Origin of the sequence: Jongsikchunia kroppenstedtii DSM 45133 (assembly GCF_000380485.1) — a bacterium.
Taxonomy (GTDB): Bacteria; Actinomycetota; Actinomycetes; order Mycobacteriales; family Mycobacteriaceae; genus Jongsikchunia; species Jongsikchunia kroppenstedtii.
Genome location: NZ_AQYG01000051.1, coordinates 258,041 through 277,107, shown reverse-complemented (window position 1 = coordinate 277,107; position 19,067 = coordinate 258,041). Strand labels below are relative to the sequence as shown.

Sequence of the window (19,067 nt, the reverse complement as noted above, 5' to 3'; positions counted from 1 at the left end):
GAGTGCTGGCACTCTCATGTATAGAGTGCTAGTTGGCACCGGTGAGGTCCGGCACCGCGACGACGGGCCAAGCACGGCGCCACATGCGTTATATCCCGAAACACCTGGTGACCACTGCGGTTAGCTGCAGCGGACACCGTAATCCACATGGAAGGGCTCGAATCGTGGCGAGTGTGAACATCAAGCCGCTCGAGGATAAGATCCTCGTCCAGGCCGTCGAGGCCGAGACGACGACCGCCTCCGGCCTGGTCATCCCTGACACGGCCAAGGAGAAGCCGCAGGAAGGCACCGTCATCGCCGTGGGCGAGGGTCGTGTGACCGACAACGGCACCCGGATCCCGGTCGACGTCAAGGAAGGCGACACCGTCGTCTACAGCAAGTACGGCGGCACCGAGATCAAGTACGCCGGACAGGACTACCTGATCCTCTCGGCTCGTGACGTGCTGGCGGTCATCTCCAAGTAGATCGCGGCAAGAAGCGTTTCGCCCCGGCACCGAATTCGGTGCCGGGGCGAAGTCGTCTCCGGGGGACGGGCGAAACCCGTCAGGCGATGCGCCGCCCGGCGGTGCTGCGCCGGGCCAGGACGCCGCGCTCGGACTCCGACAGCCCGCCCCAGATGCCGTAAGGCTCGGACACGGACAGGGCGTACTGACGGCACTGGGCGATCACCGGGCACTGCTTGCACAATTCTTTGGCGCGTCGTTCACGCTGGGCGCGGGCGCGGCCGCGTTCGCCATCCGGATGGAAGAAGACCGACGAATCGACACCTCGACAGGTCCCCTTCATCTGCCAATCCCAGATGTCCGCGTTGGGGCCGGGGAGTTGGTTGGGTGCTGGCATCTGATCCTCCTGGTGCCGGTACCTCGGTGCCGTAGTGGACCGGGAACATGGGAAGCGGGTAATCCCGCTGGAGCCGGGCCGGTGAACCGCGCTGTTTTCCGGTAAGGCATCGCCCACGGTAGGCAATTGTGGGAATTGTCGTCAACCACCCGCGAATGGTGATCCAAACCCCTTTTGTGGCGGATCCAGGTAAACACTAGGCGTCAACGAATCGATGTGATAATGCGGTCTGGCCAGCATCGGTTCACTCGGGTAAAGGCAGTATCTTCACTGTTCAACAGCACTTTTCGCGGCTGATTAGCCGGTCACCGGCGGGCGCGCGGGGGTGTCGTGGCGGCTTTGCGGGCCGTCGAATCGGTAACCTGCCGGCAATATTGAATTGACCCGATCATAAGAAAAAATCGGACACGTGGGAAAATCCGCTCAGGTTAATTTCTCGGAAATTCCGAATGGACAAAAGGAATTGCAGTGCCTTTGCAGCTGATCGACGCGGCGTTCGGCGATTCGCCCGGCGCGTTCGACGTATCACCCGCGGCGTTTCCGCTCGGACCCGACAACGTGCTGCAGGCGCGGTGGTTCCGGGCGGTCGCGCTCGGCGGACTCGGCCGTTACGCGGCGGCGGCCGCCGATCTGCGGTACCTGACCCGCGGCCCGGCCCCGGCGGCGATGCGCTCCCTCGCGTTCAGTGCGACGGCGTCGCATCTGCGTCAGTGCGGACAGCATCGGATCGCGTTGGCGTGGGATGGTCGGGCGGTGTCGGCGGCCGATGATGCGGTGTCGTTGGCCGACGCGCTGGTCGGGTTGGCCGCCGACAACCTGGGCCGCGGCGAGTTCACGGCGGCCGGCCGGTTGCTGGCTCGTGCCGCGGAGGTCGATCCGGCGGCGTCCGGCGCGGCGAGTGCCGACGATCCGTGGTGGCGATCGGGCCGGGTGACGCTCCGTCGGCAGTGGGTCGGCGCCGAGCTGGCGCTCTATAGCGGCGACTCGGCCACGGCGCGGGCGATCGTCGAACAGATGGATGCCGACACGCCGTCGCTGCGTCATCGGCTCAAGACGGTGCTGATCGGAGCGGCCACCGCGGCGGCGAGCGGCGATGCGGGGGAGGCGACGGTGATGGCACAGGAAGTGTTCGGTACATCACATGAGCACCGACAACGGCCGTTGCAGTGGGCCGCGGCGATGCTGCTACGGTCGCTCGATCCGGACGGTCCCTGGGTTCGGGCTGTGAACACGCTGTCTAGCTGGATGTATGTGCCGGAGGTGGGTTTGCATCGAGCGGTCGGGGCCGGTCGCTAAGCTTGCCTAGGACTGGTCGGGGGACTTCCTGGGCAGGCTATTTACGTGGAGAATTTCGAGTGACCAAGCTACTTATTTCTACGAAGTAGTGACGGTTCCGTAACGCTGAGGCACACATCTTCGATGAATCTGTCAGGTGACGAGCTAGATCGCGCCGCCGCTGCCGCTGTGCAGGGCGACCGGTCGGCTCTCGCTGATGTCCTCGAGAGCATCAGACCACCGGTTGTGCGGTACTGCCGCGCACGGGTCGGTGCTGGAGAGCGGCATACGTTGTCTGCGGACGACGTGGCACAGGAGGTGTGCATGGCGGTCATGACGGCTCTGCCCCGGTATCGAGACCAGGGTCGGCCGTTTATGGCGTTCGTGTACGGGATCGCCGCCCACAAGGTGGCCGACGCCCACCGGGGTGCTGCCCGGGTGAAGGCGGATCCGGTCGAGGAGCTTCCTGAGGCCATGTCGGTGGACAACGGCCCCGAGCAGCTTGCGCTCGATGCAGACGCCAGTCGGCGGATGGCTGAGCTGCTCGAACTGCTGCCCGAAAAGCAGCGTGAGGTTCTCGTGCTGCGCCTCGTCGTCGGAATGTCGGCGGAGGAGACCGCCGAGGCGGTCGGCAGCACGGCCGGCGCTGTGCGGGTCGCGCAGCATCGGGCACTGAACAAGCTGAAGACCGAACTGACGAGGGTGAGAGTGGGTGACGACAACACATGACCGACAAGTTTGATGACTTCCTGTCCGGGGAAGACGCAACGCCTTTCGATCTGTCTGCTGTCTACGCCGACGATCAGCTCATCGAGGCGTTGCGCACCGATGGATACGTCGCCACGCAGTCCGACCAGGAGTACGAGCTCGCCTCGTTGCTCGCCGGATGGCGGATCGACGCCGGAGCCACGCCGATGCCGGCCGAGCCGACGCTGGAGCAGGTGGAAGCCGAGATCCAGCGCGTCGACACCCGGGCCCGGCACCACCGCCGCATGCGACGCCTGCAGGTCGTCTCGGGCGCTGCGGCCGCCATCGCCATCGCCATCGGCGGTGTCACCATCGCTGCCCACGACGCGTCGCCTGGATCGGCGCTGTGGGGCGTCAAGCAGGTGATGTTCAGCAAGGCCGCCGCCGAGACCACCAACATGGCCGCCGCGCAGGAAGCGGCCTCGTCCGCCACCGCGGCCATCAGTCGCGGCGACCGCTCGTCCGCGCGGCAATATCTCAACGCCCTGCAGGATCGGGCCTCGAAGATCCACGACGACGATCACCGCCAGAAGATCGAGAGCCAGATCGACGTGCTGCGCAATCAGCTCGACTCGCCGACGACGCCGACGGCGCCGACCGTCACGTCGCCGCTGACCATCCCGACCCTGCCGTGGACCAACATGCTGAAGCCGCCGTCGTCCTCGCATACGGTTCCGTCGATACCGGTGACGCCGCCGACATTGCCGACGCTGCCGCCGACCGTGACGTTGCCCACGCTCCCGCTGCCGACCGAGTCGCTGCCCACGGTCACCGTTCCGACGGTGACCGTGCCCACGGCTACGATCCCGACCGTGATTCCGACGCTGCCACCCGTGACGATTCCGCCGGTGCAGCCGGGCGCCGGGGTGTACCAGCTACCGACGATCCCGACCTACGGCGGGCTTTAGGCGCCGCGGATTCTTCCGAAACTCTGGTGACCTGAGATCACCCGGCCGATGTCGAAGGACATCGGCGTTTTTGTGTCTGTGGGCCGGTCAGTCGATATCCGAGCCGCGCATCATCGCGTCCGCGTATCCGCGGCAGTAGTCCCATGTGACGTAGGCGTCCGGCGCCGGGTCGACGGCCGGCTCGTGCGGCCGCACCGTGCCCTCGACGAGCAGCTGAAGCAGGTTGGCGCGCAGCATGTCCCAGTCGTGGTAGTGATCCTGCTGGCAGTCCTCGCACACGACGACCAGACCCCGCACGCCGTGCGGAGCCAGCAGGGCCTCATAGACCGCGAGATCGGCCAGATCCTCTTCGACCGCCATCCGTTCGGCGGGATCGAGCGGCGCGCCCGGATCAAGAGAATCCAGCGCCGCCGACGGGTCGCTGGGATCGTCGGCGAACGGGTCCGGGGGCAGGCCCGGGGGAAGATTGTCGCGCACGTGCTCCACGGTAGTCAGCAAGCGGTGGCCCGCGCCACTTTCCGCTGCGTACTGCGTCGGCGTGCGCCGCGAAACTTCCGGATCCGGGCGCGCGGACGCAGCTGCGCGGCGTCCGAATACCGCCGTTCGGGTGACAGCGGATCCGACGATACGATGGGTATCTGCCACGCGCGCGCACCCCGTTCCTTGGCGGTCTATTCCGGAATTACTCGATCCATGCGGAGGTTGATCTGGCCATGTCTGACGCTGCGAAGACCGAAATCACGGCCCCGTCCACCCCCGTACGGACCGGGGGAGACGATCCGAACAAGGTCGCGATGCTCGGACTGACGTTCGACGACGTGCTGCTGCTTCCGGCCGCCTCCGACGTCATCCCCAGTGAGGTCGACACCTCCTCGCAGCTGACGCGCAACATCCGCCTGCGCGTGCCGCTGGTCAGCTCGGCGATGGACACCGTCACCGAGGCGCGGATGGCGATCGCCATGGCCCGCGCCGGCGGCATGGGCGTGCTGCATCGCAACCTGTCGATCGACGAGCAGGCCGGTCAGGTCGAGACCGTGAAGCGGTCGGAGGCCGGCATGGTCACCAACCCGGTCACCTGCAAGCCGAACAACACCATCGCCGAGGTCGATGCGATGTGTGCGCGCTACCGCATCTCGGGGCTGCCGGTGACCGACGAGAACGACCAGCTGGTCGGCATCATCACCAACCGGGACATGCGTTTCGAGGCCGACTCGAGCCGCCCGGTGTCCGAGGTGATGACCAAGGCGCCGCTGGTGACCGCCCAGGAGGGCGTGTCCGCGGACGCCGCCCTCGGGCTGCTGCGTCGCCACAAGATCGAGAAGCTGCCGATCGTCGACGGCCACGGCCGCCTGACCGGGTTGATCACCGTCAAGGACTTCGTCAAGACCGAGCAGCATCCGCTCGCCACCAAGGACAGCGACGGCCGGCTCCTCGTCGGTGCCGCCGTCGGCACCGGTGACGAGCAGTGGAAGCGGGCGATGGCGCTGTCGGATGCCGGCGTGGACGTGATCATCGTCGACACGGCGCATGCGCATAACCGCCTGGTGCTGGAGATGGTCGCCAAGCTGAAAACCGAAGTGGGCGAGCGGGTTCAGGTCGTCGGCGGCAACGTCGCGACCCGCGCGGCCGCGCGGGCGCTGGTCGATGCCGGTGTGGACGCCGTCAAGGTCGGTGTCGGGCCCGGCTCCATCTGCACCACGCGCGTCGTGGCCGGCGTGGGCGCCCCGCAGATCACCGCGGTGCTCGAGGCGGTCGCCGCGTGCAAGCCGGCCGGCGTCCCGGTCATCGCCGACGGCGGCCTGCAGTACTCCGGCGACATCGCCAAGGCCCTGGCGGCCGGCGCGTCGACCGCGATGCTCGGCTCGCTGCTGGCCGGCACGGCCGAGGCGCCGGGTGAGCTCATCCTGGTCAACGGCAAGCAGTTCAAGTCGTACCGCGGCATGGGGTCGCTGGGCGCGATGCAGGGCCGCGCGGACCAGTCCGGGCAGCGTCAGTCGTACTCCAAGGACCGCTACTTCCAGGACGACGTCCTGTCGGAGGAGAAGCTCGTCCCCGAGGGCATCGAGGGCCGCGTGCCCTTCCGCGGCCCGCTCGGTCAGGTCATCCATCAGCTCGGCGGCGGTCTGCGCGCCGCGATGGGCTACACCGGCGCGAACACCATCGAAGAACTGCAGAACGCGCAGTTCGTGCAGATCACCGCCGCCGGTCTGAAAGAGAGCCACCCGCACGACATCACCATGACGGTCGAGGCACCGAACTACTATTCCCGGTGACCCGGGGCCGAAACCCTGGCGAACTGGGCGCAATCGCTGCCCACCTGATCTGAAAGGCACTCGTCGTGCGTGATCTCGTAGACATCGGCATGGGCCGGACCGCCCGCCGCACCTTTGAACTGGACGACATCAACATCGTCCCGTCGCGCCGGACGCGATCATCATCGGAGGTGTCGACGGCCTGGCAGCTGGATGCCTACCGGTTCGAGTCGCCGATCCTGGGCCACCCGACCGATGCGCTGATGTCGCCGGAGGTGGCGATCGAACTCGGTCGCCTCGGGGCGCTGGGCGTCTTCAACGGCGAAGGTCTGTGGGCGCGCCACCGCAACGCCGAGGACAAGATCGCCGAACTCGTCGCGGTCGCCGAGGGCGGCGACGCCGGTGCGACCACCCGCAAGCTGCAGGAGCTGCACGCGGCACCGATCGACCCGGACCTGCTCGGCGCTGCGATCACCCGGATCCGCGAGGCCGGAGTCACGACCGCGGTGCGGGTGAGCCCGCAGCATGCGCAACGGCTGACCCCGACGCTGCTGGCCGCCGGCGTGGAACTGCTGGTCGTGCACGGCACCATCATCTCGGCGGAACACGTCTCCAACGGTGACGGCTCGGCCGACAGCGATGGGGCGCCGGAGCCGCTGAACCTCAAGACCTTCATCGCCGAACTCGACGTGCCGGTGGTCGCCGGCGGCGTCCACGATCACCGCACGGCGCTGCATCTGATGCGCACCGGCGCGGCCGGAGTGATCGTTGGCTACGGCTCCACCGAGCGCGCCACCACCACCCGCGAGGTGCTGGGCATGGGCGTCTCGATGGCCACCGCCATCGCCGACGCCGCCGCGGCTCGCCGCGACTATCTGGACGAGACCGGTGGTCGCTACGTGCACGTCATCGCCGACGGCGACATCGCCGGATCGGGCGATCTGGCCAAGGCGATCGCCTGCGGTGCCGATGCGGCCGTGCTGGGTGCGCCGCTGGCCGCCGCCGCGCAGGCGCCGGGCCGCGGCTGGTACTGGCCATCGGTGGCGGCGCACCCGTCGATGCCGCGCGGCATGCTGACCCTTGTCGGCGACGACGAGCCGGCGAGCCTGGAGGCGATCCTGCACGGACCGTCCCACGATCCGCACGGCGCGATGAATATCGTTGGCGGACTGCGGCGTTCGATGGCCAAGGCCGGGTACTCCGACCTCAAGGAATTCCAGAAAGTCGGGCTCACCGTCTCTGCGTGATCTGCTGCACAGCCGGGGTGATCTGTTGCACATGCGGCGATGTAACATCGTCCGTTGACACGTTCACAGCCCCGACGTTCACAGCCCCCGAGGAGTACCCGACGTGAGCACACCTGATTTCGACGTTCTGATCATCGGATCCGGCTTCGGTGGATCGGTCAGCGCGATGCGCCTGACGGAGAAGGGGTACAAGGTCGGCGTGCTCGAGGCTGGTCGCCGTTTCACCGACGACCAGTTCGCCAAGACCAGCTGGCGGGTGCACAAGTTCGTGTGGGCGCCGAAACTGGGGATGCTCGGCATCCAGCGGATCCACATGCTCAAGGACGTGATGATCCTGGCCGGCGCCGGCGTCGGCGGGGGATCGCTCAACTATGCGAACACCCTGTACAAGCCGCCGACCCCGTTCTTCACCGATCCGCAGTGGAATCACATCACCGACTGGGAAGACGAGCTGAGCCCGCACTACGACCAGGCTCGCCGGATGCTCGGCGTCGTCACCAACCCGACCTTCACCGAGTCGGACCGGGTGATGAAGGAGGTCGCCGAGGAGATGGGCGCGGGCGACACTTTTGTCGCGACGCCGGTCGGCGTCTTCTTCGGCGACAAGACCGGCGGTGCGGGCGCACCCGGCGAGACCGTCGCCGATCCGTACTTCGGCGGGGCCGGCCCGGAGCGGACCGTCTGCACCGAGTGCGGGTCGTGCATGACCGGTTGCCGCGTCGGCGCCAAGAACACGCTGCTCAAGAACTATCTGGGACTCGCCGAGTCCAAGGGCGCGACGGTGATCGAGCGCACCACGGTCACCGGCCTGCGGCAGCGGGCCGACGGCACCTGGGCGGTCGAGACGACCCGGTCGTCGGCGTGGGGGCCGCTCGGGGCGCGGCGTCGCACCTACACGGCCGGACAGGTGATCATGGCCGCCGGCACGTTCAACACGCAGAAGCTCATGCACGCGGCGAAGGGATCGACGCTGCCCGAGATCTCCGACGCGATGGGTCTGCTGACGCGCACCAACTCCGAGTCGATCCTCGGCGCCATGTCGCGCAAATACGATGCCGCGCATGACTATTCGCATGGCGTGGCGATCACGTCGTCGTTCCATCCCGAGTCCAACACGCACGTCGAGCCGGTGCGCTACGGCAAGGGCTCCAACGCGATGGCATTCCTGCAGACAATCCTGACCGACGGCGGTACCCGCCGGAATCGGTTGACGCAGGCGCTCAAGCAGATCGTCGCCAACCCGTTCCTGCTCGTCCGGTTATTCTACGTCCGGCAGTGGAGCGAGCGCACGATCATCGCGCTGGTCATGCAGTCCACCGACAACTCGCTGACCACGTTCGTCCGTAAGCGCGGTCCGTTCAAGTACGTCACCTCCAAGCAGGGGCACGGCGAGCCGAACCCGACGTGGATTCCGGCCGGCAACGAGGCCACCCGGCGCATCGCCGACAAGCTCGACGGCGGTATCGCCGGCGGCACCTGGGGCGACGTGTTCAACATGCCCCTCACGGCGCACTACCTGGGCGGATGTGTGATCTCCGACAATCCGGCCACAGGTGTCATCGACCCGTACCACCGGGTGTGGAACTACCCGACGCTGCATGTCACCGATGGCGCGGCGATCACCGCCAACCTCGGCGTCAACCCGTCGCTGTCCATCTGCGCCCAGGCCGAGCGCGCGATGTCGTTCTGGCCCAACAAGAACGAGAAGGACACCCGTCCGCGGCAGCAGGTCGGCTACCAGCGCATCGAGCCCGTGCAGCCGAACACCCCGATCGTCCCGGAGGGGGCGCCGGGTGTGCTGCGGCTGCCGCTCACGGTGGTGAACAAGGCCGAGCGCCCCACCGCCACGGATTCGGCCACCGCATAAGATGGGGCGGTGACAAGCTCCACTACGCCGCGACCGGTCCTCGTCGTCGATTTCGGTGCGCAGTATGCGCAGCTGATCGCGCGACGCGTGCGCGAAGCACGGATCTATTCCGAGGTGATCGCGCACACCGCCACGCTCGACGAGATCAAGGCGAAGAATCCTGCGGCCCTGATCTTTTCGGGCGGACCCGCGTCGGTGTATGCCGAGGATGCGCCCAGCCTGGACCCGGCGGTTCTGGATCTGGACGTGCCGGTCTTCGGCATCTGCTACGGATTCCAGGCGATGGCGCTCGGCCTCGGCGCCGATGTCGCCAACACCGGTGGCCGGGAGTTCGGACGCACCACGCTGACGGTCTCCGATCCCGGCGTGCTGCATGTGGGCCTGCCGACCGACCAGCCGGTGTGGATGAGCCACAACGATGCCGTGCAGGTCCCGCCGGCCGGCTTCGTCGCCACCGCGTCGACGCCGGGCGCTCCGGTCGCCGCCTTCGAGAACGTCGAACGCAAGATGGCCGGCGTCCAGTACCACCCGGAGGTCCTGCACAGCCCGCACGGTCAGCAGGTGCTGACCCGGTTCCTGTACGAGATCGCCGGACTGGAGCCGACCTGGACCGCGGCCAACATCGCCGAGGGTCTGATCGACCAGGTGCGTGCGCAGGTCGGTGACGGACTGGCCATCTGCGGCCTGTCCGGCGGCGTCGATTCGGCCGTGGCCGCGGCGCTGGTGCAGCGGGCCATCGGTGATCGACTCACCTGCGTCTTCGTCGACCACGGCCTGCTGCGTGCCGGCGAGCGCGAGCAGGTGCAGCAGGACTTCGTCGCCGCCACCGGAGCCCGGCTGGTCACCGTCGACGCCGAAGAGGTCTTCCTCAAAGAGCTTGCCGGACAGAGCGATCCGGAGACCAAGCGCAAGATCATCGGCCGCGAGTTCATCCGGTCGTTCGAGGGAGCGGTCTCCGAGGTGCTGGGCGAACAGGCCGCGACCGGCAAGACCGTCGACTTCCTGGTCCAGGGCACCCTGTACCCGGACGTCGTGGAGTCCGGCGGCGGCACCGGCACCGCCAACATCAAGAGCCACCACAACGTCGGCGGTCTGCCCGACGACCTGGAGTTCGCCCTCGTCGAGCCGCTACGGCTGCTGTTCAAGGACGAGGTGCGCGCCGTGGGCCGCGAGCTCGGGCTGCCGGAGGAGATCGTTGCCCGCCAGCCGTTCCCGGGACCGGGCCTGGCCATCCGCATCGTCGGCGAGGTGACCGCCGACCGGCTGGACACCCTGCGTCGCGCCGACCTGATCGCCCGCGAGGAGCTGACGGCTGCCGGCCTGGACGGCCAGATCTGGCAGTGCCCGGTGGTGCTGCTGGCCGACGTACGCAGCGTCGGCGTGCAGGGCGACGGCCGCACCTACGGTCACCCGATCGTGCTGCGTCCGGTCTCCAGCGAAGACGCGATGACCGCCGACTGGACCCGGGTGCCTTACGAAGTGCTGGAACGGATTTCGACGCGCATCACGAACGAGGTCGAAGAGGTCAACCGGGTCGTGCTGGACGTCACCAGCAAGCCCCCCGGAACCATTGAATGGGAATAGCTGATCACCAGCTAGCACTCCGCCACTAGCGCTTCTTGCGCCAGCCGCTCGCGATCAGCGTGAGTCCCGCGGTCGCCGCGACGGCGATGATCACCCAGGTCAGGGTGGACGTGTTCTGGTGATCGAAGTCGACGCCGCCCAGTACCCACCCGGAGATCACGAGGGCGAGGGCACCGAGGAAGGCCAGGCCGATCCGGATGCTGCGGCGTTCGGGTTGGTCGATGGGCGAGTTCGCCGGTGTCGGGATCTCGGATTCGGGTGGCATCGAGGCGTTTTCGAGAGGGTCGGTCATTTCGGTGCGCTCCGTCCACGGATCAGGGTGACTTGGCCGATGTTGGCCCGAGCGTGCACGGTGAGCAGCGGGCCGCTGGCCGGACCGACGGTGCCGTCCGGGCATTTGACATCGCCGACGCTGACCTCGCACTGGGCGCGCACCCGCATGTCGTCCGGCACATAGATCTTCGCCTCGCCAAGACCGACCTGCAGCGTCAGCTGCCGATCCGCGTCGAGGGCCAGACCGGTCAGGTCGACCGACGCGCTGCCGATCGTCAGCGAATACTTCGACGCGATATCGGTCGTGGTGATCGGTCGCCAGGTGCGGTCGCCGACGCCACCCGGGCTGGACTTCCAGGCGGGCAGCGCCGCCGCGGCAACGGTCAACGCCAGCACGGGGACGGTGATCCACGCGAGTGCCGCACCGCGTCGGTCGTCAGGCAGCCGATAGCGGAAGGCGGCGATCACCAGCCCGACACCCAGCACCGCGAGGGCCAGTGCACTGATCTTGGCCGCGGTGAGCCAGCCGATGCCGGCGGCGGTGGCGAGGGCGGTTCCGATGGCGGCCGTGAGCAGCGCCGTGCCCATCGTCACCGGGGTCAGGCGGCTGGACCGGCGCACGACCGGTGGAGGTGGCGGGGTGGGCGAGGGGTCGGGCAGATCCCAGGCGAAAGGCGCCGCTCCCAATGGATCCCAGGCCGGCGGCTGTCGCGGTCCGTCGCCGATCGGCCCGGTGCCGGGCCGGTCGATGGGGACGGTGTCGGCGGTCGCGGTCGTTGCGGTGGTCGACGTCGAGATCCAGCTCATCGCGGGCGCCTCGGCGGTCGGCGCGGTCGACGCGGCGCCGGCAGCCGTTTCCTGCCCGACGGTGTCGGCGCTGGTGCCGGGGTCGGCGTCCGGCTGGTGCTGATAGAGCAGCCACCAGCCGAGCAGCATGAGCACCAGGCCCAGCATCGTGCCCATGGTCCAGGTGTTGTTGGGGCTGAAGACCCCGGCGATCACCGCCACCACCACGATCAGTGCGATGGTCGGCGGATGCGACAGCATCGAGCGGATGCCGCGGACCCCGTGAGAGCGATGGAAACGTCGATGGATCGGATCCGACTCCACCTGCAGCGTCGACGAGGGGAAGGCGACCCAGGCGGCGATGTACAGGGCCAGCCCCGACCCGCCGAAGAGGGTGGAGATGATGAACGCCACTTTGATCAGTGTCGGGTCGACGCGATAGCGCAATCCGATGCCGCCGCACACCCCGGCGACGGTGGAACCGTGGCTGACCCGGACGGGACGCGTCTCCCAGAGACGACGCAACTGCTCGGAGTTCATGGATTCGATTCTGTCGACGGCGCCGACGGCCCGCCATCGGGATTTACCCTGATCATTGCCCTGATGCCGGATTCGCTCCCGGCATGTCAGTATCGAAGCGTGACTTCATCTCCGCCCCGGGCGTCCGCCTCGCCCGCGCGCATCGTGCGCCGCGACGGCGGCCGCGTGATCGGTGGCGTCTGCGGTGGCATCGCTGACCATTTCGGCGTGCAGCCGCTGAAGGTGCGCGTTGTGTTCGTCGGGCTGGCGGCGATGGCGGGGGCCGGTGCGGCCGCCTATGCGTTGCTGTGGTTCATGTGCCCGCAGGGCGACGACACCGACCCGCCCGCGGCCGGCGAGCGGCGGCAGGGCATCGGGCTCGCCCTGCTGGGGGCGGCGGCGATGTTCGTGGTGGCCTTCCTGGCATCGGGAACACCAGCCGGATATCTGGTGCCGCTGGTCGTCGTGGCGATCGGCGCGATGCTGGTCTGGCGGGAGGTCGACAACAGCACCACGGGCGCGGGCCGCACCCGGCCGCGGGCGTTGACGTGGGTACGTCTGGCCGGTGGCAGCGTGCTCGTGGTCGCCGGCCTGGTGGTCGCGGTCCTGGCCGGCGCCAAGAACATCGGCGGCCTGGCGACCAGCGTGCTCGCGGTGCTCGCGACCCTGCTCGGGGTCGGGCTGCTCACCGTGCCCATCTGGATCCGTATGCTGCGCACCATCAATGCCGAACGGTCGGCCCGCATCCGCAACGAGGAACGCGAGGAGATCGCGTCGCACCTGCACGATTCGGTGCTGCAGACGCTGGCGCTGATCCAGAAGCAGAGCAACCGGCCCGAGGAGGTGGCCCGGCTCGCCCGCAGCCAGGAGCGCGAGCTGCGGCGGTGGCTGTTCGGCGGGAATCAGGATCCGGGCAGTTCCCTGGCGGCGGCGCTGGCCACCATCGCGGCGGAGGTCGAGGACGGCTACGGCATCGAGGTGGATGTGATCACGGTGGGGGACTTGGCCTTCGATCCCGAACCCAAGAAGGTCGAATGCTGGTCGGCGCTGCTGGGTGCCACGCGCGAGGCGATGGTCAACGCGGCCAAGCATTCCGGTGAGCGCAAGGTGTCGGTGTACGCCGAGGTGACCGATCTCGAGGTCGAGGTGTTCATCCGCGATCGCGGTAAGGGTTTCGACATGGATGCGGTGCCGGACGATCGGCAGGGCGTCGCGAAATCCATTCTGACCCGGGTGGATAGACGCGGCGGCAGTGCCGAGGTGCAGTCCACGCCCGGCCGGGGCACCGAGGTGCGCCTGACGATGCCCCGGGAAACAGCCCGGGAAACAGAGATAGGGTCCCGCGAGACGGTGGTCACGGAGAACGGTACGGCGGAGAACGGGACAGCGGAGACCGGGGTGCCGGGGAGCGGGATGGAGCAGGAGTCCAATGACTGAGCAGGATGGGGCCGGGCAGGCGCCGGGACGATATCGACTGTTCCTGGTGGACGACCACGGCGTCTTCCGGTCCGGGGTGCGGGCCGAGCTGGCGCGCGAATCCGGGATGGACGTGGTCGGCGAGGCGGGCACGGTCGCCGACGCGGTCGCCGGAATCATCGCTGCCGCACCGGATGTGGTGCTGCTGGACGTGCACATGCCCGGTGGCGGCGGGGTCGCGGTGCTGCGCGGGGTCGCCGACCGATGGCCGGGCAGGCCGGAGGCCGGCCAGGTTGTTAACGAGAACAAGTCTCCAATTTTCCTCGCGCTGAGCGTGTCGGATGCGGCCGAGGATGTCATCGCGACCATCCGGGCCGGCGCCCGCGGGTACGTGACCAAGACGATCGGGGGACCCGAACTCGCCGACGCGGTACGACGGGTCGCCGAGGGCGATGCGGTGTTCAGTCCGCGGCTGGCCGGTTTCGTGCTGGACTCGTTCACCGGCCGGTCGGCGGTGCCCGAGCCGCATCTCGACCCAGAGCTGGATTCGTTGACGCCCCGCGAGATGGAGGTGCTGCGACTGCTCGCCCGCGGCTACACCTATCGGGAGATCGCCGAGGATCTGGTGATCTCCATCAAAACCGTTGAGACGCATGCCTCCAACGTGCTGCGCAAAACGCAGCAGTCGAATCGGAACGCACTGACCCGCTGGGCCGCCAACCGCCAGATCGGGTAGCTGGCGCCAGCTGAACGTCCGGCTGATCACCAGCTACGGTCGTTATCGCAGGGTGCCGATGAGAACCAGCGCCAGTACCGAGAGCGCGATGAAGACGGCGAGGATCGCGGCGGCCAGCACCTTGGGCGAGCTGCTATAGCCATGCGCCGGAACGTCTCTCGGCGGGTATGACGGATACGACGTGGGCCCGGCGGACTCCGGGCCCGACTGCCACTCGGGGGCGCTCACCATCGAGGTGTGCGGCCATTGTGTGGTCCGGATCGGCTGGGGCGGAACGGAATACTGTGGGGCAGGCGGCGGGGCGGGGGTGTGCGCCCGGGTGGTCGCAGCGCTCGGATAGTTCCGGATCGGCATCGTGCCGACCGTCAACGGTGCGGTGAGAACCGTTGCGGTGTTGCCCGATTCACCGGCCGCGATAACCGCCAGCCGATCGCGGATCTGGGTCATCGTGGGTCGGGCGGCCGGGTCGGGATCGAGCATCTGCCGCAGGATCGGTCCGAGCTCGCCGGCCTGGCGCGGCGGATTGATGTTCCCGGCGGCCACCCGGTGGAGCAGGACCAGCGAGTTCTCGTCGATACCGAACGGCGGAGTGCCCTCGACCGCGGTGTAGAGGGTGGACCCCAGGGAGTAGACGTCGGAGGCCTCGGTGGGTTCTTCGCCGCGAGCGACCTCGGGCGAGAAATACGCCGGCGTCCCGGTGATCACGCCGGTCTGGGTGAGTTGAACGTCGCCGCGGGCGCGCGAGATGCCGAAGTCGGTGATCTTCACGATGCCGGCGTTGCGGCCGGTATCAGCGATCAGGATGTTGCCGGGCTTGATGTCGCGGTGGATGATGCCGACCTCGTGGCCCTCGGCCATCGCGTCGGCGACCTGCGCGCCGAGCTGTGCGGCCTGGGTCGTCGGGATCGGGCCGGTGAGATCGAGAATCTGCGCAAGACTTTGCGACGGAAGGTATTCCATCACCAGCCACGGCTCGCCGGCTTCGAGAGCGACGTCGTGCATTGCGATCGCGTTGCGGTGCGACAGCCGCGCGGCGATACGTCCCTCGCGGAGTGCCCGCTGACGCATCTCCTCGGCGGTCGATTCGGTCATGCCGACGGTGGAGATGACCTGTTTGATGGCGATCTCGCGGTCGAGCAGCTGGTCATGCGCGAGCCAGACCGCACCCATGCCGCCGCCGCCGATCATCGAGCGCAGACGGTAACGCCCGGCGACCAGGTAATCCGGCCCTACCGGTCGGGGCGGCTGTGAGGAAGATGTCTCGGTCATTGCGGGTCAGATTACCTGCGCGTTCGTCCACACGGCGGTGTACCGGAAGCACAGCCGACGACGTAGTCGGCTGCCGGGGAGTTCGGCGGCGAATCGAGCGCACAGCTCGTCGAACGGGATCGTCGGATCCATCACCGGGAACTGCGGGGCGAGCCGAGTCGCCGCTGGGCGGGGATGCTTGACGATCCCGATGAGCGGATTGGCGACGGCGGAGGTGAGATCCCAGACCTGGTCGGCTGTGCTGACCGGCGGCGCGAGCCCGACGACGAGGAAGCGGCCGCCCGGTGCGAGCAGCCGCCGGATCTGCGCGAGCGTGCGGTCGAGATCCAGGTGGTGCAGCACGGCGACCATGGTGATGAGGTCATAGGGGCCGGCGAGTTCATCCAGCTGGTGGGCGGTGACGGTGACGTTGGCCAGTTCCGCGGTGCGCTGGGTCGCGACGTCCCGCATCGTCTGGTCGTGATCGGTTCCCTCGACGTGCGCGAAGCGGTCGGCCAGGGCCGCGATCAGCGCGCCGCGTCCGCAGCCGACGTCGAGCGCCCGTCGGCGCTGCTCGGGCAGATTGCGCAGGATCCATCCGTGGAAGTGGTCGTTGTGGCTCCACGGATGACGGGCGTTGAGCCGGTCCAGGCAGCTGCGGGCGCGGACTGTCATCGGGTTGGTCGATGCCCTGATATCCATCGGAACCAGGCTATCGGAAATCCGAAAGCGCTTGGGCTCCATGGGGATATGCGCGCTCTGTGACGGCTGGGGCAGGTGTGATCGGCGGCCGGATGCTGGATGTTTGCGTCTTGTCAGACTCCCGTCCTACTCTTGACTCGAAAACTTGTTCGATGACTGTTTTCGTGATGTTGCACCTTCCCGGCCGCATCCGCTTCCCACTGGGTCATCGCGTTCGGATCGACGGCTGGGAGGTGGAGTGTGAGCGCTCCGGTGGTGGACGCGCGGGTCGACAAGTTGGCGCAGCTGCGGCAGCGCATCGCGGCGGTCTCGTCGGCGAGTCGGGCGAATTCCATTGTTCCGCAACGACAGCAGTCGTCCGTGTCGTCGCTCGACGAGCACCATCCGCAGGATGTGCTGGCGGTATCGGCGGCGCTGTCGCCGTTGTTCCCCGGTGGCGGGCTGGTGCGCGGCACGGTCACGGAGTTCGCCGGTGCCAGCTCGGTGCTGCTGTCGATCGTGGCCGAGGTGACCGCCGCGGGCGGGCAGGTCGCGGTCATCGGCCGGCCGCAGCTGTGTCTGGCCGCGGCGGCGGATATGGGTGCCGATCTGTCCCGGATCGGGGTGGTGCCCGATCCGGGGGCCGACCCGGTGGAGATCGCCGCGGTGCTGCTCGACGGCATGGATCTGGTGGTGCTGGGCCTGGGCGGGATGTCGGTGCCGCCCTCGCGCAGCCGGGTGGTCACCGCCCGGGCTCGGGGCAAGGGGGCGGCGTTGATGGTGGTCGACGGGCGGTGGTCGGGGGCGCGGCTGAAGGTCCATGGCACGGTGTGCGGCTATCGGCATCTGCCGGATCGACGTCCCGGATACGGCCGGATCGGCGGATACACACTGACGGTTCGCACGGCGGGCAAAGGATTCGCCGGCGCTGACGGCCGGGTCGATGTCTGCTTCAGCGACGGCCGAATGCGACTGCAGCCATCGGTCGAACGGATTCAGGCGGCGCCGACGGACCTGCCGGAAAGGGAATCGGGTGCACGAGCCAGCTGATACCCCGGAGTGTCCTCGAGTTCTCGCACTCTGGTGCCCCGACTGGCCCGCCATTGCGGCGGCGGCGGAGATCGATCTTTCCCCGGATCGACCGGTCGCCGTGTTCGAGAACGGGCGAGTCAGGGCCTGCAACGCCGCCGCCCGAGCGGTGGGGGTGCGGCGCGGGATGCGCAAACGCGAGAGCCAGGCGATCTCGCCGGAGCTGCATGTCGCGATCGCGGATGCCGGCAGAAATGCGCGGATCTTCGAACCGGTCGTGGCCGGGGTGATCGAGACCATTCCCTTCGTCGAGGTGCTGCGGCCGGGACTGCTGGTGATGTCGGCGGCGGGTGCCGCGCGGTATTTCGGCGGTATGGAGATTGCGGCCGAGCGTCTCATCGATGCGGTATCGGTGCATGGGGCGGAGTCGTCGATAGGGGTGGCCGACCAGCTCTTCACGGCGGTGACCGCGGCCCGTCGGGGGCAGATCGTTCCGGAGAACGGCGACGCGGAATTCCTGGCGCCGCTGCCGATCGCCGAACTCGCATCCGAGCCCAGCCTGTGCGCCGAGGACCGCGGGGATCTCGTAGATCTGCTGTACCGATTGGGTATTCGGCGGATCGGTGACTTCGCGCGGCTGTCGCCCGCCGACGTCGCCACGAGGTTCGGGGCCGATGCCATTGCGGCGCACCGGGTCGCGCGGGCGGTACCGGATCGCCCGCCGTCGGGGCAGCCGCTGCCGCCGGATCTGGTGGTCGAGCATCAGTGCGACCCGCCGGTGGACCGAGTGGATGCCGCGGCCTTCATCGGCCGGATGCTGTCGGTGGAACTGCATGCCGCGTTGTCCGCGGCGAGCGTGGCCTGTACCCGGTTGATCGTGACGGCGAAAACCGAGACAGGCCAGGAGTGTTCGCGCGTGTGGCGGTGTGCCGAGCCGTTGACGCCGGAGGCGACGGCCGACCGGGTGCGCTGGCAGCTCGACGGCTGGTTGACCGGCAAGGCGGTTCGTGGGGTGGGGGATCGGCCGGATTCGCCGATCGTCACTTTGCGGCTCGAGCCGGTGGAGGTGGTGGATTCGGCTGCGCTGCAGATGGGTTTGGGCGAGGTCGGCCTCGGCGGAACCGATCCCGAGGGGGCGCAGCGGGCCAAGCGGGCTCTCATGCGGGTGCAGGGACTGCTCGGCGGCGCGGCGGTGCAGGTGCCGATCCGCAGCGGCGGGACCGGTCCCGCGCAACAGGTGACGATGATTCCGCTGGGTGATGAGCAGGTGCCGGACGCCGATCCGGAGGCGCCGTGGCCGGCCAGGCTGCCGCAGCCGGCGCCGGCGGTGCTGATGTCGCAGCGGGTCCAGATCACCGACCCGGATGGCCGGCCGGTCCGGGTGACCGGTCGCGGCGGTTTCAGCTCGGAGCCGTCCACGCTGTCGTGGGGCAGCCGGAGCTGGGATCTGGAGTGGTGGGCCGGGCCGTGGCCGACCGACGAACGCTGGTGGGCCCCGGACGGCGGCGGCCCGGCGGCGAGGGCCCAAGTGCTGCTGGATGATTCGCGGGCCCTGCTGCTGCATTTCGCCGGACAGGGCTGGTCGGTCGAGGGGGTGTATGAATGACTCCGAAATAACAGGCAGGCTTGCCTGTTTGTGAAATTGGGCCTAGAGTCCAG

18 protein-coding genes are annotated in these 19,067 nt (G+C 68.3%); 12 read left to right on the top strand and 6 right to left on the bottom strand.

Annotation, left to right across the window (positions count from 1 at the left end):
• The first annotated feature begins 164 nt into the window (after positions 1–164).
• Positions 165–464 carry a co-chaperone GroES gene (groES, locus tag G341_RS0119285; RefSeq protein WP_026303907.1) on the top strand — a complete coding sequence of 100 codons (300 nt, stop codon included), beginning with the start codon at positions 165–167 and terminating at the stop codon, positions 462–464.
• Between the two features lie 79 nt (positions 465–543).
• On the opposite strand, the gene G341_RS0119280 is transcribed toward groES, so the two are convergent.
• Positions 544–840 (bottom strand): WhiB family transcriptional regulator, encoded by a 297-nt coding sequence (locus tag G341_RS0119280; RefSeq protein ID WP_026303906.1) that lies wholly within the window; start codon positions 838–840, stop codon positions 544–546.
• A 468-nt stretch (positions 841–1,308) separates the two neighbouring features.
• Between G341_RS0119280 and G341_RS22630 the strand changes: the two genes are divergently transcribed.
• The 3 genes from G341_RS22630 to G341_RS0119265 all read left to right on the top strand — a co-directional run bounded on the left by G341_RS22630 (position 1,309) and on the right by G341_RS0119265 (position 3,770).
• Positions 1,309–2,136: a hypothetical protein gene (locus G341_RS22630; protein WP_155827075.1), complete on the top strand. Its 828-nt coding sequence runs from the start codon at positions 1,309–1,311 to the stop codon at positions 2,134–2,136.
• 123 nt (positions 2,137–2,259) lie between these two features.
• Entirely contained in the window at positions 2,260–2,844 is a 585-nt protein-coding gene (locus G341_RS0119270) for a sigma-70 family RNA polymerase sigma factor (RefSeq protein ID WP_026303905.1), read from the top strand.
• Positions 2,841–3,770 (top strand): anti-sigma-D factor RsdA, encoded by a 930-nt coding sequence (locus tag G341_RS0119265; protein ID WP_018180814.1) that lies wholly within the window; start codon positions 2,841–2,843, stop codon positions 3,768–3,770. The genes G341_RS0119270 and G341_RS0119265 overlap by 4 nt, the downstream gene beginning before the upstream one ends.
• An 87-nt stretch (positions 3,771–3,857) precedes the next feature.
• Here G341_RS0119265 and G341_RS0119260 read toward each other — a convergent pair whose 3' ends face one another.
• Positions 3,858–4,247, bottom strand: a complete 390-nt coding sequence (locus G341_RS0119260; RefSeq protein ID WP_026303904.1) for a DUF5319 domain-containing protein — start codon at positions 4,245–4,247, stop codon at positions 3,858–3,860.
• 236 nt (positions 4,248–4,483) lie between these two features.
• On the opposite strand from G341_RS0119260, the gene guaB reads away from it, so the two are divergent.
• The 4 genes from guaB (at position 4,484) to guaA (ending at position 10,720) form a co-directional block, all read left to right on the top strand.
• On the top strand, positions 4,484–6,043 hold the full coding sequence (gene guaB / locus G341_RS0119255; RefSeq protein ID WP_018180812.1) for an IMP dehydrogenase: 1,560 nt from the start codon (positions 4,484–4,486) through the stop codon (positions 6,041–6,043).
• Positions 6,044–6,108: 65 nt separating this feature from the next.
• Entirely contained in the window at positions 6,109–7,269 is a 1,161-nt protein-coding gene (locus G341_RS0119250; protein WP_018180811.1) for a GuaB3 family IMP dehydrogenase-related protein, read from the top strand.
• A 103-nt stretch (positions 7,270–7,372) separates the two neighbouring features.
• Complete coding sequence (locus tag G341_RS0119245) at positions 7,373–9,136, top strand: GMC family oxidoreductase N-terminal domain-containing protein (protein ID WP_018180810.1); 1,764 nt, start codon at positions 7,373–7,375, stop codon at positions 9,134–9,136.
• 9 nt (positions 9,137–9,145) lie between these two features.
• Positions 9,146–10,720 carry a glutamine-hydrolyzing GMP synthase gene (gene guaA / locus G341_RS0119240; protein WP_018180809.1) on the top strand — a complete coding sequence of 525 codons (1,575 nt, stop codon included), beginning with the start codon at positions 9,146–9,148 and terminating at the stop codon, positions 10,718–10,720.
• Positions 10,721–10,745: 25 nt separating this feature from the next.
• Here the strand turns inward: guaA and G341_RS0119235 are convergent, their stop codons facing one another.
• Positions 10,746–11,012, bottom strand: coding sequence for a hypothetical protein (locus G341_RS0119235; RefSeq protein WP_018180808.1), 267 nt, complete (start codon positions 11,010–11,012; stop codon positions 10,746–10,748).
• The gene (locus tag G341_RS0119230) at positions 11,009–12,319 is read right to left on the bottom strand and encodes a PspC domain-containing protein (protein ID WP_018180807.1); all 1,311 of its coding nucleotides are present in this window, start codon (positions 12,317–12,319) and stop codon (positions 11,009–11,011) included. The genes G341_RS0119235 and G341_RS0119230 overlap by 4 nt, the downstream gene beginning before the upstream one ends.
• A 99-nt stretch (positions 12,320–12,418) precedes the next feature.
• On the opposite strand from G341_RS0119230, the gene G341_RS0119225 reads away from it, so the two are divergent.
• Both G341_RS0119225 and G341_RS0119220 read left to right on the top strand, forming a co-directional pair.
• Positions 12,419–13,735 carry an ATP-binding protein gene (locus G341_RS0119225; protein WP_018180806.1) on the top strand — a complete coding sequence of 439 codons (1,317 nt, stop codon included), beginning with the start codon at positions 12,419–12,421 and terminating at the stop codon, positions 13,733–13,735.
• Positions 13,728–14,450, top strand: a complete 723-nt coding sequence (locus tag G341_RS0119220) for a LuxR C-terminal-related transcriptional regulator (protein WP_026303901.1) — start codon at positions 13,728–13,730, stop codon at positions 14,448–14,450. The genes G341_RS0119225 and G341_RS0119220 overlap by 8 nt, the downstream gene beginning before the upstream one ends.
• A gap of 42 nt (positions 14,451–14,492) precedes the next feature.
• Here G341_RS0119220 and G341_RS0119215 read toward each other — a convergent pair whose 3' ends face one another.
• Both G341_RS0119215 and G341_RS0119210 read right to left on the bottom strand, forming a co-directional pair.
• On the bottom strand, positions 14,493–15,719 hold the full coding sequence (locus tag G341_RS0119215) for a serine/threonine-protein kinase (RefSeq protein WP_026303900.1): 1,227 nt from the start codon (positions 15,717–15,719) through the stop codon (positions 14,493–14,495).
• Positions 15,720–15,725: 6 nt separating this feature from the next.
• Positions 15,726–16,400, bottom strand: coding sequence for a class I SAM-dependent methyltransferase (locus G341_RS0119210; protein ID WP_018180803.1), 675 nt, complete (start codon positions 16,398–16,400; stop codon positions 15,726–15,728).
• Positions 16,401–16,640: 240 nt separating this feature from the next.
• Here G341_RS0119210 and G341_RS0119205 point away from each other — a divergent pair, with 240 nt between their 5' ends.
• Positions 16,641–17,429 carry a hypothetical protein gene (locus G341_RS0119205; protein ID WP_018180802.1) on the top strand — a complete coding sequence of 263 codons (789 nt, stop codon included), beginning with the start codon at positions 16,641–16,643 and terminating at the stop codon, positions 17,427–17,429.
• Entirely contained in the window at positions 17,413–19,014 is a 1,602-nt protein-coding gene (locus tag G341_RS0119200; RefSeq protein WP_026303899.1) for a DNA polymerase Y family protein, read from the top strand. Before G341_RS0119205 ends, G341_RS0119200 begins: the two co-directional genes overlap by 17 nt.
• Positions 19,015–19,067 lie beyond the last annotated feature (53 nt).